This window comes from Mycobacterium sp. TH-M116 (assembly GCF_057473685.1).
In genome coordinates this window covers 1-14,396 of sequence record NZ_JBYCLC010000245.1, presented here as the reverse complement: position 1 = coordinate 14,396, position 14,396 = coordinate 1, and the positions used below count along the sequence as shown (strand labels likewise).

The following is a 14,396-nucleotide window of genomic DNA, read 5'->3' as shown; positions in this document are numbered from 1 at the left end:
CGGCAGAAACCGTTGGTGGTCAAAGAGATCGCGGCCATTCTCCAGTCGGATTCGGCCACACTTTCGCCCATGCTCAAACGTCTGGACGCGCTCGGGCTGATCACGCGCAGCCGAAACCCCGCCGACGAACGTTCCACCGCGGTGGAACTCACCGACCGTGGCATAGACCTGCGTCGACGCGCGCAGGAAGTCCCGTCCGCAGTCGTCGCACGTCTGGGTGTCGACATAAGCGAACTTGCCCACCTGCACCAGGTGTTGACCCGGATCAACTCCGCGGCCCTGGCCGCCGGAGCTTTACCGTCCTGAAATCCCCCCTAGGAGCCACGATGGCCAGCGACAAACCCAACCCGTTCCAATACATCGCCTACTCGTACGGCCGGTGCCTGCCTGATTCGATGCGCGCCTGGGTCGCCAACGACCTGGCGGGCAGAGGCGCCGTGCGCCGGCACATGATCCGCTGGGCGATACCACCGCTTGTCGTCCTTGCCCCGTTCTGGCTACTACCGGCTTCGCTGTACGTGCACACCGAGATGACCGTGCCGGTCTACCTCTGGGCCCTGCTGGTTTCGCTTGCCCTGAACAAGGTCTGGCGTCGGCACCGGCTGGCGCAGCACGGCCTCGACCCGAACCTCGTCGATGCGCTCAAGCACGAGAAACAAGCGCAGATGCACGACGACTACGCCCGCCGTTACGGACCGCGACCCGAATCGGCCGCGTGGCAGGCCAACAGCAACCCCTTCAACTGATCGGTCCGACAGGGCCGTTCACCACGACGAGGTCGTCGGCGTGAACCGCGGGCCGGCGCATGTCGTCGGGCAGCACCGAGGTCGAGCGGCCCATCATCGCGGCCAGTTCGGAGGCGTCGTAGGCGACCACGCCGCGGGCCACCACCGCCGCATCCGGGTTGCGCAATTCGACGACGTCGCCCGCGTAGAACCTCCCCGACACCGCGATGACCCCGGCGGCCAGCAGGGACCGGCGCTGGTCCACCACCGCCCGCACCGCGCCCTCGTCGAGGGTCAGCGCGCCGCCGGCCTCGGCGGCATAACGCACCCAGAACCGACGGGCCGACATGCGATTGGGGCGGGCGGCGAACACCGTACCGGGCGAGGCGTCGGCGAGCGCGCTGGCTGCATCGGACGCGGCGGCCAGCAGCACCGGGACCCCCGCGTCGGCGGCCAGCAAGGCCGACGACATCTTCGACACCATTCCGCCGGTACCCAGGTGGCTGCCCGGGCCGGCGGTCACACCGTCCAGGTCCGCCGCACCGGACACCTCCGGGATGAACCGTGCACTCTCGGTCTTACGGGGGTCCGCGTCGTAGAGTCCGTCGACGTCGGACAGCAGCACCAGCGCGTCGGCGCCCACCAGGTGGGCAACCAGGGCCGAGAGGTGGTCGTTGTCGCCGAACCGGATCTCATTGGTGGCAACCGTGTCGTTCTCGTTGACGATGGCCACCGCGTGCAGGGCCCGCAGCCGGTCCAGGGTGCGCTGGGCGTTGGTGTGCTGGGCCCGCATCGAGATGTCGTGCGCGGTCAGCAGCACCTGCCCGACCGTGCGGCCGTATCGGCCGAACGCTGCGCTCCACGAACTCACCAAGGCGACCTGGCCGACGCTGGCCGCGGCCTGTTTGGTTGCCAAATCCTTTGGGCGCCTTGACAGGCCGAGCGGCCGGATGCCTGCGGCAATGGCTCCCGAAGACACGATGACGACGTCGGTACCGGCCTTCATGCGCGCCTCGATGGCATCGGCCAGTCCGGCCAACCGGCCGGCGTCGAACACACCGGACGGTGTGGTCAGCGCGTTGGTCCCGACCTTGACCACCAGGCTGCGGGCGGACCGGATGGCCGCGCGATGCTCGCTCACGCGCCGTCAACGGGGTCGTGTTCACGCCGGCGACGGCGGGCGGCCTTGCGTTCGTCGGCGCCGACGCGCCCGGTGCGCTCCAGTCGCGCGTCGGTGCCCCTCCCGGACATGGGCATCTGTCGCCCGGCGGGCGTTTGCGGCTCCCAGTCGAACGTCATCTCGCCGATCGTCACCGCGCACCCGGGCCGGGCGCCCAGCCGCAGTAGTTCGTCTTCGACACCCAGGCGCGCCAAGCGGTCGGCGAGATAACCGACGGCCTCGTCGTTGTCGAAATTGGTCTGGCCGATCCAGCGCTCGGGCCGGGCCCCGGTGACGACGAACCCATCATGCCCGTCGGACTCCACCGTGAAGCCGCTGTCATCGACGGGAACCGGCCGGATCACCGGCCGGCGCGCCACGACGGGCGGCAGGGAGTCGCGGTACGCCGAGATCTTCTGCCACAGCCCGAAGATCAACGGCGGCAAACCTTCCCGGGTGACCGTGGACACCAGGAACACGGGCCAGCCCCGCTCGGCGATCTCGTCGCGGACGAACTCGGCCAGCTCGCGCGCCTCGGGCACGTCGATCTTGTTGAGCACCACCGCACGGGGACGCTCGGCGAGGTCGCCGAGCGCAGCGTCCCCCTGCAACGTCGGCGTGTAGGCGGCGAGTTCGGCTTCCAGCGCGTCGATGTCGGACACGGGGTCGCGACCCGGTTCGGCAGTGGCGCAGTCCACCACGTGCACCAGCACCGCGCACCGCTCGATGTGCCTCAGGAAGTCCAGGCCCAGACCGCGGCCCGCTGACGCGCCCGGGATCAGGCCGGGCACGTCGGCGACGGTGAACGCGTGCTCGCCGGCCGAGACCACGCCGAGATTGGGGACCAGCGTGGTGAACGGATAGTCAGCGACCTTCGGCTTGGCCGCCGAGATCACCGAGACCAGCGAGGATTTCCCGGCCGACGGGAACCCGACCAGCCCGGCGTCGGCGACCGTCTTGAGCTCCAGCGTCAAGTCGCGGGACTGACCGGGCTCGCCGAGCAACGCGAAGCCGGGGGCCTTGCGGGCGCGTGACGCCAGCGCGGCGTTTCCCAGACCGCCGCGGCCGGCGGCGGCCGCCTCGAAACGGGTGCCCACCCCGACCAGGTCGGCCAGGAGCCGTCCGTTCTCGTCCAGCACGACGGTGCCGTCGGGAACCTTGACCTCCAAGTCCTCGCCGGCCGCCCCGTCCCGGTTGCTGCCCATCCCCTGCTTGCCGGACGGCGCGGTGATGTGCGGCCGGAAATGGAAATCCAGCAACGTATGGACGCCGGCGTCGACGACGAACACGACACTGCCGCCGCGGCCACCGTTACCGCCGTCTGGACCACCCAGCGGCTTGAATTTCTCGCGGCGGACCGACGCGCAGCCGTTACCGCCCGAGCCCGCCCGCGTGTGGACGACGACACGATCGACAAACCGGGGCATCGAAGATCCTCTCACCTACCCCAGCAACCGGTTGATCCGAGACCGACGTTTCGCACACGTGCGAGTGACTTTCTGCGAAAATCGATTTCGCGTACCGGCTGCCCGGGAAAGCCAGGCGTCCGCCCGCTAGGCCTCCACCACGATGCTGACCGTTTTGCGGCCGCGCTTGACCCCGAACTCGACCGCGCCGGACTCCTTGGCGAACAGCGTGTCGTCGCCGCCACGCCCCACGTTGACGCCCGGGTGGAACTTGGTGCCGCGCTGGCGGACCAAGATTTCGCCAGCCCGGACGACCTGGCCGCCGAACCGCTTGACGCCCAGCCGCTGAGCTTGTGAGTCGCGGCCGTTGCGTGAGCTGGATGCACCCTTCTTGTGTGCCATGACTGCCGCCTTCGCTATTTGATTCCGGTGACCTTGAGGACCGTCAGCTGCTGACGGTGCCCCTGGCGCTTGTGGTAGCCGGTCTTGTTCTTGAACTTGTGGATACGGATCTTGGGACCCTTGGTGTGCTCGAGCACCTCGCCGGTCACCGCGACGTTGGCGAGCTCAGCGGCGTCGGTGGTGACGGTGGCGCCGTCGACCACGAGGGCGACCGGCAGAGACACCTGGGCGCCTGGCTCGGACTCGAGTTTCTCGACCTTGACCACATCCCCGACGGCGACCTTGTACTGCTTGCCGCCCGTCTTGACGATTGCGTACGTCGCCATCGTTGCTCCTGCCTCTTTCTCGCCTCTGCTCAGAAACGCTTCGCGCGCATGCCACCGGCGGCGTGCGTGGTGGGTCTGGGGTGCGGGTCCGTGCCGATCGCCCGGAAGGACCGCTCAAGCGGGGCCGGTCTGCCCGCCCCGCCCCGCGACAACTGCCCAAGGTTACGTGACCAGCGGCTACAGGGTCAAACCGGACGCACTTTCCCGTTCAGTCCAGCTGGATCGGCGGGCTGGCCGGGCGGCCCCCCGCGCGGCGCCGGCGTGGCTGGCCGGCACCCCACGCGGTGTCATCGTCGTCGGGGTCCGACCCCGCGTCGGCGTCGGCGGAGTCCAGATCCTCGTCTTCGTCGTCCATGTCGAGATCGTCGTCGCCGCCGAGGTCCTCCTCCTCGTCGAGGTCCTCCTCCTCCTCGTCGTCCTCGTCGTCCTCGTCGTCGAGGCCTTCGTCGTCGCCGTCGTCGTCGCCGTCGCCGTCGAAGTCCTCCTGGTCCATGTCTTCCGGGCCGGACGCGCCCTGCTCCTCGGCATCTCCGTCGAGTTCGTCGCCGGACTCGTCGGATTCGTCGTCGTCGCGCGCAGCACCGGTCGAGGACCCCGCCGCCATCGCCTTGAACATCGGATGCTCACCGGGAGCGTGCACGGGCACCTTGGCCACAGCGGGCTGTCCGGCGGGCTCTTCGGACCGGTTCTTCTTCGATCGTTTGCCCCGCCGACCGCCGGGTTCGGATTTGCGGCCGTTCGGTGGCGCCGAGTCGACCGGATCGGCATGCAGCAGGATGCCCCGGCCACCGCAGTGCGGGCAGGAGCTGGAGAACGCCTCGACGAGCCCGGTTCCCAACCGCTTGCGGGTCAGCTGCACCAAGCCCAGGGAGGTCACCTCGGACACCTGGTGGCGGGTGCGGTCTCGGGCCAGCGCTTCGGTCAGCCGGCGCAGCACAAGGTCGCGGTTGGACTCGAGCACCATGTCGATGAAGTCGATGACCACGATGCCGCCGACGTCGCGCAACCGCAGTTGGCGGACGATCTCCTCGGCCGCCTCCAGGTTGTTCTTGGTGACCGTCTGCTCGAGGTTGCCTCCGGAGCCGGTGAATTTACCGGTGTTGACGTCGATCACCGTCATCGCCTCAGTGCGGTCGATCACCAGTGTGCCGCCCGAGGGTAGCCACACCTTCCGGTCCATCGCCTTGGCAAGCTGCTCGTCGATGCGATGCACCGCAAAGACGTCCGGGCCCTCGGCGCTGGCGGGCTCATATTGGGTCAGCTTCGAAACCAGTTCGGGCGCAACGGAGTCGACATACTCGTTGATGGTCTTCCACGCCTCGTCGCCAGAGACGATCAGGCCGGTGAAGTCCTCGTTGAACAAGTCACGGATGACCTTGACCAGAACGTCGGGCTCTTCGTAGAGTGCGACAGCCGCGCCGGCGGCCTTCTGCGTGGTTTCGACCGCCTTGGCCTCGATTTGCTTCCAGCGTTCCTGAAGACGCGTGACGTCTTTGCGGATCTCCTCCTCTTTGACGCCCTCGGACGCGGTGCGAATGATGACCCCGGCGTCCGACGGAACCACCTCTCGCAGGATGTCCTTGAGCCGCTGGCGCTCCGTGTCGGGCAGCTTGCGGCTGATCCCCGTCGACGACGCGCCCGGCACATAGACCAGGAAGCGCCCAGCCAGCGACACCTGCGTGGTGAGCCGCGCACCCTTGTGTCCGACCGGGTCCTTGCTGACCTGGACCACGACGTAGTCACCGGGTTTGAGGGCCTGTTCGATCTTGCGGTCGGAGCCGCCGAGCCCAGCCGCCTCCCAGTTGACCTCCCCAGCGTAGAGCACGCCGTTGCGGCCACGACCAATGTCGACGAAGGCCGCCTCCATAGACGGCAGCACGTTCTGCACGATTCCGAGGTAGATGTTGCCCACCAGCGACGCCGACGAAGCCGACGTCACGAAATGCTCGACGAGGATCCCGTCCTCGAGCACCGCGATCTGTGTGTACCGCGCCCCCGGGTGCGGCGGTTCGTCGCGAACCCGGTCACGCACCACCATGACCCGCTCGACGGCCTCGCGGCGCGCCAGAAACTCGGCTTCGGTCAGTACCGGTGGGCGACGCCGTCCCGCGTCGCGTCCGTCACGGCGCCGTTGCCGTTTTGCTTCCAGCCGGGTCGAGCCGTCGATACCTTTGATCTCGGTGCCGGCAGTGCCGTTCCCCGAACCGTCGGAGGCGCCGCTCCTGCCGCCGCGTGAAGGACGCTCGTGCACCACCGTGTTCGGCGGGTCGTCGGGCGACGCAGACTCGTCGTTGTCATCGCCCGATCCCGATTTGCGGCGCCGCCGGCGGCGGCGGCGGCGGGTGCCGCCCTCCGCCGAACCGTTCTCGTCATCACCGGAGTCGGTGTCCTCGGAGTCGTCGTCGCCGTCCGAGTCTGAGGCGCCACCGGCCTCCCCGTCGTCACCGGAGTCGCCTTGGCCGTCGAGCCCACCCTGCTCACCGCGACCGCGGCCACGGCCCCGGCGGCCACGGCGGCGCCGCCGGTTGGCCGGCCTGTCGGTCTGCTCGTCGTCGTCGTTGTCGTCGGAGTCATCCGAATCGCCTTCGTCGTCTTCGCCGCCTTCGTCGGCCTCTACCAGTTGCGGTGCGACGAACAGGGGCATGTAATGCGGACGGTCGAGAAGGGTTTCATCCGTTTGCGTACTTGCGGCGGCTGCCGCCTTCCCGCCAGCCTCCGGCACCTGCGGGGACGGTGATTCCTCCGTGGATCCCACCACCTCCACCGGGGACTTGGCGAAGAGCAGTTCATGTACCCGCAGCGCGTCCTCACGGTCCACGCCGGACTGCACGTTGCGCATCTGCCCGTCGAGCGCCACGAGCGCGTCGAGCACCTCCCTGTTGCTGGTGCCCAGCGCCCGGGCCAGCTGATGAACCCTCAGCCGGTTCGGCAGGTCCTCCGGCGGCGTCGGTCCGCGTGATGTCTCTGAAGTTGGGGCACCGTCTACCACGTATTCTCCTCAAGCCCCCGGGCGCGTCGTTGCGACGCGGCCACGCGAGGGCTGCGCTATGTGCCCGGGTCACTTCTCCCGGACTTGTCAATGGCCTCGCCCCGAGCGGCTGATGTCCAACACACTCGACGCCGTGCTGAATGACGACCTGACAGGCAGCGCCAAATCACCGAGGGCGATTGTCGCGCTTGTCCAAGTCTTCATCCGGGTGTCTGACGCCGGTCCGGCGACGTTCACCCTCTGTCACTATCCCACATCACGCTGCCGGACCGGTGCCCCCCGAGCTTTCGGACCGCTACGCGTCGGGAAACCAGAGTGCTATCTCGCGTGTGGCCGAATCGGCCGAATCCGAGCCATGAACCAGGTTGAACTGCGTTTCCAGACCGAAATCGCCCCGGATCGTGCCCGGCGTGGCCTTGTCCACCGGATCGGTGCCACCGGCGAGTTGGCGAAACGCGGCGACTGCCCGCGGTCCTTCCACGAGTGCGGCCACCACCGGTCCGGAGGTGATGAATTCAAGCAAAGCGCCGAAGAAGGGTTTGCCTTCGTGCTCGGCGTAATGCCGGGCGGCCAGCTCCTTGTCGATACAGCGAAGCTCGAGTGCCGCGATGGTGAGGCCTTTTCGCTCGATGCGGTTGAGGATCTCGCCGACCAACCGCCGTTCGACGCCGTCGGGCTTGATCAGTACCAGGGTCCGTTCGGTCACTTTGCAGATCGTACAGAGCGAGGAGACGATCACTGCGGCGGCAGCCCGCGGGTCTGCCGCCGCCGCACCTCGGCTCGCAAATAGGCGATCAGCGCCCATACGCCGGCAAAAACCACCCCGATGAACCCGATCCCCGGGTAGACGAGGACGCCGCCGACCAGCACCACCTGTACGCCGAGATCGGCCCAGATCGCCCAGGGCCGGCGCTGCACCCCGGCGAGCAGCACCAGCAGCGCCGCCAGTCCGACCAGGTATCCCAGCGACACCGCAGTGAACCCGGTCCCGACCATGCCGACGACCGGTATCGCCAGCAGGACCACGATCGACTCCAGGATCAGCGTCGCGGCCATCACCGCGCTGAGTCCCTTCCACGGGTCGGGCTGTGGGTTGGGGGGGGCCTGCCCGGTCATTCAGGATCACGCCCGAACAGGGTCCGCGCGGCCCCGGCCGTGACGACCGAGCCGGTGACGACGATCCCCGTGCCGGAGAACGCCTCGCCTTCGCCCCGCGCCTCCCCCCCCGAGGAGGCGTCGTCGACCAGGGCGGTGGCGACGTCGATGGCATCGCGCAGGTTCGCGGCGGTCACCACCCGATCCGGCCCGAACGCCTGACGCGCCGCCGACGCCAGCGACTCGACATCCACAGCGCGCGGCGACCCATTGTGGGTCACGACGACGGAATCGAACGCCGGCTCCAGCGCGGCGAGGATGCCGTCCACGTCCTTGTCGGCCAGCACGCTGAGCACACCGACCAGATAGCGGAAGTCGAACTCGCCGTCCAGACTCCGCGCCAGCGCGGCGGCACCGGCCGGATTGTGCGCGGCATCGATGAACACCGTGGGCGCGCTGCGCAGGCGTTCCAGGCGGCCCGGGCTGGTGACGGCGGCGAACCCTGCCCGGACAGCGTCGATGTCGAGCTGACGCTGCGCGCCGGCGCCGAAGAAGGCCTCCACCGCGGCGAGCGCCACCGCGGCGTTGTGGGCCTGGTGCTCGCCGTGCAGCGGCAGGTAGACGTCGGAATACACTCCGCCCAGCCCCTGTATCTGCAGCATCTGCCCGCCGACGGCGACCTGGCGACCCAGCACCGCGAACTCGGAGTCCTCCCGGGCCACGGCGGCATCGGCCCGCACAGTCTGGGCCAGCAACACCTCCATCGCGTCGGGAACCTGACGGGCGATGATCGCGACGGTGTCCGGCGCCCCGTCGGGTGCCCGGATGATGATGCCCGCCTTCTCCCCTGCGATCGCAGCGATGTCGTCACCGAGATATTCGACGTGGTCGATGCCGATCGGGGTGATCACCGCCACCGGAGCGTCGATCACGTTGGTGGCGTCCCAACGACCACCCATGCCCACCTCGATCACCGCGACCTCGACCGGCGCATCCGCGAATGCGGCGAACGCCATGGCGGTGAGCACCTCGAACTTGCTCATGGCCGGACCACCGGTGGACTGGGACTGTGTGTCGACCATCTGGACGTACGGCTCGATCTCCCGGTAGGTCGCCACGTACTGCGCCGGGCTGATCGGCTTGCCGTCGATGGCGATGCGTTCGACCGCCGACTGCAGGTGCGGGCTGGTGGTGCGGCCGGTGCGCTGCTGCAGCGCGGTCAGCAGGGCGTCGACCATGCGCGCCACCGAGGTTTTGCCGTTGGTGCCCGCGATGTGGATCGACGGGTAGCTCTTCTGCGGCGAACCCAGCAGGTCCAACAGCGCGCTGATCCGGGTCAGGCTCGGTTCGATCTTCGTCTCCGGCCAGCGTTGGTCCAGCAGGTGCTCCACCTGCCACAGCGACGCGATCTCGTCCGGGGTGGGCGCCGCGTCGCCGGCCGGTACCCACTCGGGCTGTTCCGTCATTGCAGCCCGGCCAGCCGAGCGGTAATCCGCTCGGCTTCCTCACCGGCCACCCGCTCGCGGTCGCGGATCTTGTCGACGACGTTCTGCGGGGCTTTGGCGAGGAACTCGGCGTTCTGCAGTTTCGCGGCGGTTGAGGCAAGCTCCTTTTGCGCTGCGGCCAGATCCTTTTCGAGGCGCCGGCGCTCGGCGGCGACGTCGATGGTGCCGGAGGTGTCGAGTTCGACGACGTGGACGTCTTCCATGCCGGAGCCCAGCGAAACCTCGAGTGACGCCGAGGGACTGAACCCGGGACCGGGCGGGGTCAGCGAGGTCACGGCCCGCACTTCCGCGCTCAGGTCTCCGCCACCGGCCAAGCGGGCCGGAACCTTCTGCCGATCCGCCAGACCCTGATCGCTGCGGAACCGCCGGATTTCGGTGACGAGTTTCTGCCTGTCGCCGATCCGTTGCGCCGCAATCGGATCCAGGGCGATACCCGAGGGCTGCGGCCACTCGGCAATCACCAGCGACTCCCGGTTGGTCAGGGCCTGCCACAGCGCCTCGGTGACGAACGGGATCACCGGATGCAGCAGTCGCAGCAGCGTATCGAGCACCGCGGCCAGCACGGCGGTGGTATGCGTGAGGCCGTTGGCAAGCTGCACCTTCGCCCACTCGACGTACCAGTCGCAGAATTCGTCCCAGGTGAAGTGATAGAGCGCCTCGCAGGCCCGGCCGAACTCGTAGCCGTCGAACGCCGAATCCACCTCGGCGCGAACCTCCTCCAGCCGTCCCAAGATCCAGCGGTCGGTGTCGGTGAGGTCGGCCGGGTCCGGCAGCGGAGCCGGGTTGGCGCCGTTGAGTAGCGCAAACCGGGTGGCGTTGAACAACTTGGTGACGAAGCTGCGCGAGGCCCGTACGGCATCTTCTCCGACGGCCAGGTCGCCGCCGGGGCTGGCGCCGCGGGCCAGCGTGAACCGCAGCGCGTCGGCCCCGAACTTCTCCACCCAGTCCAGCGGATCGATGACGTTGCCCTTGGACTTGCTCATCTTTCGCCCGGCTTCGTCGCGGATCAGGCCGTGCAGGAAGACGTCGGTGAACGGCACCTGCGGTCCGCGGCGGCCACCGAGGGTGAGGACGTCGTCGCCGCCGACGAAGGTGCCGAACATCATCATCCGGGCCACCCAGAAGAACAGGATGTCGTATCCGGTCACCAGAACGCTTGTCGGATAGAACTTTTCCAGCTCCGGGGTCTTCTCCGGCCAGCCCAGCGTGGAGAACGGCCACAGCGCCGACGAGAACCAGGTGTCCAGCACGTCGGGGTCCTGTTCCCAGCCCTCCGGGGATGTCTCGTCGGGACCGACACACACCTGCTCGCCGTCGGGCCCGTACCAGATCGGTATGCGGTGCCCCCACCACAGCTGCCGCGAGATGCACCAGTCGTGCATGCCGTCCACCCAGGCGAACCAGCGCGGCTCCAGGCTGGCCGGATGGATCACGGTGTCGCCGTTGCGGACCGCATCGCCGGCGGCCTTGGCCAGCGATTCGACCCGGACCCACCACTGCAGCGACAGGCGCGGCTCGATCGGCTCGCCGCTGCGCTCGGAATGCCCGACGCTGTGCAGATAGGGGCGCTTCTCCTCGACGACCCGACCCTGGGCCGCCAGCGCTTCCCGCACCGCGACGCGCGCTTCGAAGCGATCCATGCCGTCGAATTGTGTTCCGGTACCGGTGATCCGGCCACTGGTGTCCAGGATGGTGATCATCGGCAACTCGTGCCGCAGCCCGATCTCGAAGTCGTTCGCGTCGTGCGCGGGAGTGACTTTGACGGCGCCGGTACCGAATTCGGGGTCCACATGCTCGTCGGCGACGACGATGAGTTGCCGGTCCACGAAGGGGTGCGGCAGCTGGGTGCCGACCAGGTGGCGGTAGCGCTCGTCGTCAGGATGGACCGCGATCGCGGTGTCACCCAGCATCGTCTCGACCCGGGTGGTGGCGACCACGATGTGGGGTTTCGAGTCGTCCGGCGAGCCGTACCGGAACGACACCAGCTCGCCCTCGACGTCGAGATAGTTGACTTCGAGGTCCGAAATCGCCGTCTGCAGCACCGGCGACCAGTTGACCAGCCGTTCGGCCCGGTAGATCAGCCCGGCGTCGTAGAGCCGCTTGAAGATGGTCCGCACCGCCCGCGACAGGCCCTCGTCCATGGTGAACCGGTCGCGGCTCCAGTCCACGCCGTCGCCGAGGCGGCGCATCTGGGCGCCGATGGCGCCGCCCGACTCGCGCTTCCAGTCCCAAACCTTCTCGACGAACAGCTCGCGGCCGAGGCCTTCCTTGGTCGTGCCGTCGACCGCGAGCCGCTTTTCCACCACGCTCTGAGTCGCGATGCCCGCGTGGTCCATGCCCGGCTGCCACAGCACCTCATACCCCTGCATGCGCTTTCGGCGGGTCAGGGCGTCCATCATGGTGTGTTCCAGCGCGTGGCCCATGTGCAGGCTGCCGGTCACGTTCGGCGGCGGCAGCACGATCGAGTACCCGGGACCGGTGCTGGTGGGGTCCGGCGTGAAGTAGCCGGCATCCAGCCACTTCTGGTAGATCAGGCTCTCAGCCGCCCCGGGGTCCCACGATTTGGGCAGGTCGGTCACGGAGTTGCGGCTGGCGGTCACCCGTCAATTCTAGGAAGCGCCGCGCGCCGGCCTGTAGCCGCCCGAACGGGGCTCCGGACCACAGGGCTGGGGCTCTATCCGAGTCGATCCGTTTGCAGCGAAACGCCGGCGGCAGGGAGGCGCGCCAGCAGCGCCTCACCCATCGCGGCCGCGGGCGTCAGGACGCCGCGCAGCTCGGAGAGCTTGTCGCGGTCCATCGCCAGGGCCAGGCCGCACTCCCCCAGTAACACCGAGGTCGCCTTGTAGCCGGGGTCACCGCGCTGTTCCATGCGTGCCACATACCGGGCTCCGGCGCTGGTGGTGGTGTAGGTCTCGATCCGGTAGTAGCCACGCTCGCGCGCGGCGGCACTGGGGCCGGTCCCCGGCTTGGGTGCGACGCGCTCCACCAGCCGGCGCGGCAACAGCCGGAAATAGCGACTGCCCAACCCGAACGTGGCGCCGGCCATCCCGGTGACGACGGCGGACGCCAGCGGCGAGACGACCGGCGACGATCCCACGCTCATGCTCTCGCTGTAGCGGAAGCGGTGACCGTATTCCCAGTCCATCAGGGCGTTGCTGCGGCGAACGATCCGCGTGTTGTAGGGCGCCATGACGAAGCCCGCCGTCCAGAGGCCGGCCAGTTCCGGCGCGATCTGGCGGCCACGCCGCCACGGCAGGTCGGGCTGGGGCCCGAGCTCGGGTTCGGCCTGACGATCGGGTGTCAGCGTGTAGGGGTCCGCGAGCTGGCGGCGGGCGTCGGGATCGGTGGAGGCGGTGTTGAGCACCTCCATCATCGACGCGATGGTGCCGCCGGACAGCCCCCCGGAGAACGACCTCACCACGAGATCGGTGTCAGTGAGCTCACCCGCGCCGGCTCCGTGAACCGCTCGGTACAGCGCGTACACGCTCAGGTCGGAGGGGACGGAATCGAACCCGCAGGCATGCACGATGCGGGCGCCGGTGTCGGCGGCCTGCTTGTGGTGCAGGTCGATGCTGTCGCGGACGAACATCGCCTCGCCGGTGAGGTCTGCGTAATCGGTGCCCGCCGCGGCGCAGGCGGCCACGAGTGGCAGACCGTAGCGGGTGTAGGGCCCGACCGTGGTGACGACCACCCGCGTGCGCGCGGCCATCTCGTCGAGCGTCGACGGCGACGAGGCATCCGCGACCAGCAGCTCCCAGGACTGCGCGGACTCCCCCAGGGTGTCGCGCACGGCGCGCAGGCGCTGGGTCGACCTGCCGGCGAGCGCGATGCGGGCACCTCCGCCGGCTCGCGCCAGATATTCTGCGGTCAGCTTCCCGACGAAGCCGGTCGCCCCGTACACGACGATGTCGAATTCGCGCGGCGTTGCGGTCACGGATGCCGACGCTACCCGACCGATGACCGCTTCGGCGGCCCCCGCCGACAAGGAATGCCGGGCCCGGGGCCCGGCATTCCTCACCTATGGCGTTTCGACGGCTGTCAGTCCTCGAGCCGCCGGCCGCGGCTGTTGTCAGCCACGCCGACCGCAGACCGGCCACGCGCCGATGCCCTGCGAATGCAGCACGTTCTCGGCGACGCGGATCTGCTCCTCGCGACTCGCGCTGGCCGGGGAGCCACTTCCGCCGTTGGCACGCCAGGTGCTCGGCGTGAACTGCAGACCGCCGACGTAGCCGTTGCCCGTGTTGATCGCCCAGTTCCCCCCCGATTCGCATCGTGCGATGGCGTCCCAGTTCACGCTGTACGCCCGCTGCGGCGGCGGCGGCACGTCGGGTCCCGGCGGGGCGTCCGGCGGCGGCGGCGCATCCGGGGCCGGCGGGGCGTCCGGCGCCGGCGGCAGGTTCGGGTCGAAGTCGGCGGGCGGCGGCGCATCCGGGGCCGGCGGGGCGTCCGGCGGCGGCGCGTCCGGAGCCGGCGGGGCGTCCGGTGGCGGGGGCAGGTTCGGGTCGAAACCCGCGGGAGCGGGGGACGGCCCGTTCAGTTCCAGGCCGGCAGGCTCCGCGGTCGCGGTGGGGGCAGACGACATGCTGACGAGTGTTCCGGTGATCGCGGCAGCGATGAGCATCTTGCGGGCGTTCTTCAAAAGGTGTTCCTTTCGGGTTTGCGCGCGCCAAAGCAAGCCCACCGAGGCGGGCTTGGTGCCATGTCTGTACGGAAGTGGCTCTCTGGGGCGTGCCGTCTCGTTTCGGCACGACAGCGGGGGTTCGCTGGCGCCTTGCGGGCTGTCAGCCGC

General features: G+C 69.0%; 13 protein-coding genes. 2 read left to right on the top strand and 11 right to left on the bottom strand.

Features of this window, described 5'->3' with window-relative positions; all coding sequences use genetic code 11:
• Together AC2VOK_RS12180 and AC2VOK_RS12175 are read left to right on the top strand one after the other, a co-directional pair.
• On the top strand, nt 1-306 hold a 306-nt coding region (locus AC2VOK_RS12180), incomplete at its 5' end, for a MarR family winged helix-turn-helix transcriptional regulator (RefSeq protein WP_428900694.1).
• Between the two features lie 20 nt (nt 307-326).
• Nucleotides 327-746, top strand: a complete 420-nt coding sequence (locus tag AC2VOK_RS12175; RefSeq protein ID WP_428900693.1) for a DUF5313 domain-containing protein — start codon at nt 327-329, stop codon at nt 744-746.
• On the opposite strand, the gene proB is transcribed toward AC2VOK_RS12175, so the two are convergent.
• The 11 genes from proB to AC2VOK_RS12120 form a co-directional block, all read right to left on the bottom strand.
• The gene (gene proB / locus AC2VOK_RS12170) at nt 739-1,866 is read right to left on the bottom strand and encodes a glutamate 5-kinase (protein ID WP_428900692.1); all 1,128 of its coding nucleotides are present in this window, start codon (nt 1,864-1,866) and stop codon (nt 739-741) included. The two genes, AC2VOK_RS12175 and proB, sit on opposite strands and share 8 nt — an antisense overlap.
• Nucleotides 1,863-3,311 carry a GTPase ObgE gene (gene obgE, locus AC2VOK_RS12165; protein ID WP_428900691.1) on the bottom strand — a complete coding sequence of 483 codons (1,449 nt, stop codon included), beginning with the start codon at nt 3,309-3,311 and terminating at the stop codon, nt 1,863-1,865. The genes proB and obgE overlap by 4 nt, the downstream gene beginning before the upstream one ends.
• Before the next feature lie 126 nt (nt 3,312-3,437).
• Nucleotides 3,438-3,692 (bottom strand): 50S ribosomal protein L27, encoded by a 255-nt coding sequence (rpmA, locus tag AC2VOK_RS12160; protein ID WP_428900690.1) that lies wholly within the window; start codon nt 3,690-3,692, stop codon nt 3,438-3,440.
• Between the two features lie 14 nt (nt 3,693-3,706).
• Nucleotides 3,707-4,018 (bottom strand): 50S ribosomal protein L21, encoded by a 312-nt coding sequence (gene rplU / locus AC2VOK_RS12155; RefSeq protein ID WP_421530260.1) that lies wholly within the window; start codon nt 4,016-4,018, stop codon nt 3,707-3,709.
• 208 nt (nt 4,019-4,226) lie between these two features.
• A complete protein-coding gene (gene rne / locus AC2VOK_RS12150; protein WP_428900689.1) occupies nt 4,227-7,007 on the bottom strand; it encodes a ribonuclease E in 2,781 nt (926 codons plus the stop codon).
• A 295-nt stretch (nt 7,008-7,302) separates the two neighbouring features.
• Nucleotides 7,303-7,713, bottom strand: a complete 411-nt coding sequence (gene ndk / locus AC2VOK_RS12145) for a nucleoside-diphosphate kinase (RefSeq protein WP_428900695.1) — start codon at nt 7,711-7,713, stop codon at nt 7,303-7,305.
• 29 nt (nt 7,714-7,742) lie between these two features.
• Nucleotides 7,743-8,123, bottom strand: a complete 381-nt coding sequence (locus AC2VOK_RS12140) for a DUF4233 domain-containing protein (RefSeq protein WP_428900688.1) — start codon at nt 8,121-8,123, stop codon at nt 7,743-7,745.
• On the bottom strand, nt 8,120-9,568 hold the full coding sequence (gene folC / locus AC2VOK_RS12135; protein ID WP_428900687.1) for a bifunctional tetrahydrofolate synthase/dihydrofolate synthase: 1,449 nt from the start codon (nt 9,566-9,568) through the stop codon (nt 8,120-8,122). The genes AC2VOK_RS12140 and folC overlap by 4 nt, the downstream gene beginning before the upstream one ends.
• Nucleotides 9,565-12,207 (bottom strand): valine--tRNA ligase, encoded by a 2,643-nt coding sequence (locus tag AC2VOK_RS12130; RefSeq protein ID WP_428900686.1) that lies wholly within the window; start codon nt 12,205-12,207, stop codon nt 9,565-9,567. Before AC2VOK_RS12130 ends, folC begins: the two co-directional genes overlap by 4 nt.
• Nucleotides 12,208-12,281: 74 nt before the next feature.
• Nucleotides 12,282-13,541, bottom strand: coding sequence for a saccharopine dehydrogenase family protein (locus AC2VOK_RS12125; protein WP_428900685.1), 1,260 nt, complete (start codon nt 13,539-13,541; stop codon nt 12,282-12,284).
• A 135-nt stretch (nt 13,542-13,676) separates the two neighbouring features.
• Nucleotides 13,677-14,246: a transglycosylase family protein gene (locus AC2VOK_RS12120; protein ID WP_428900684.1), complete on the bottom strand. Its 570-nt coding sequence runs from the start codon at nt 14,244-14,246 to the stop codon at nt 13,677-13,679.
• Between the last annotated feature and the right edge of the window lie 150 nt (nt 14,247-14,396).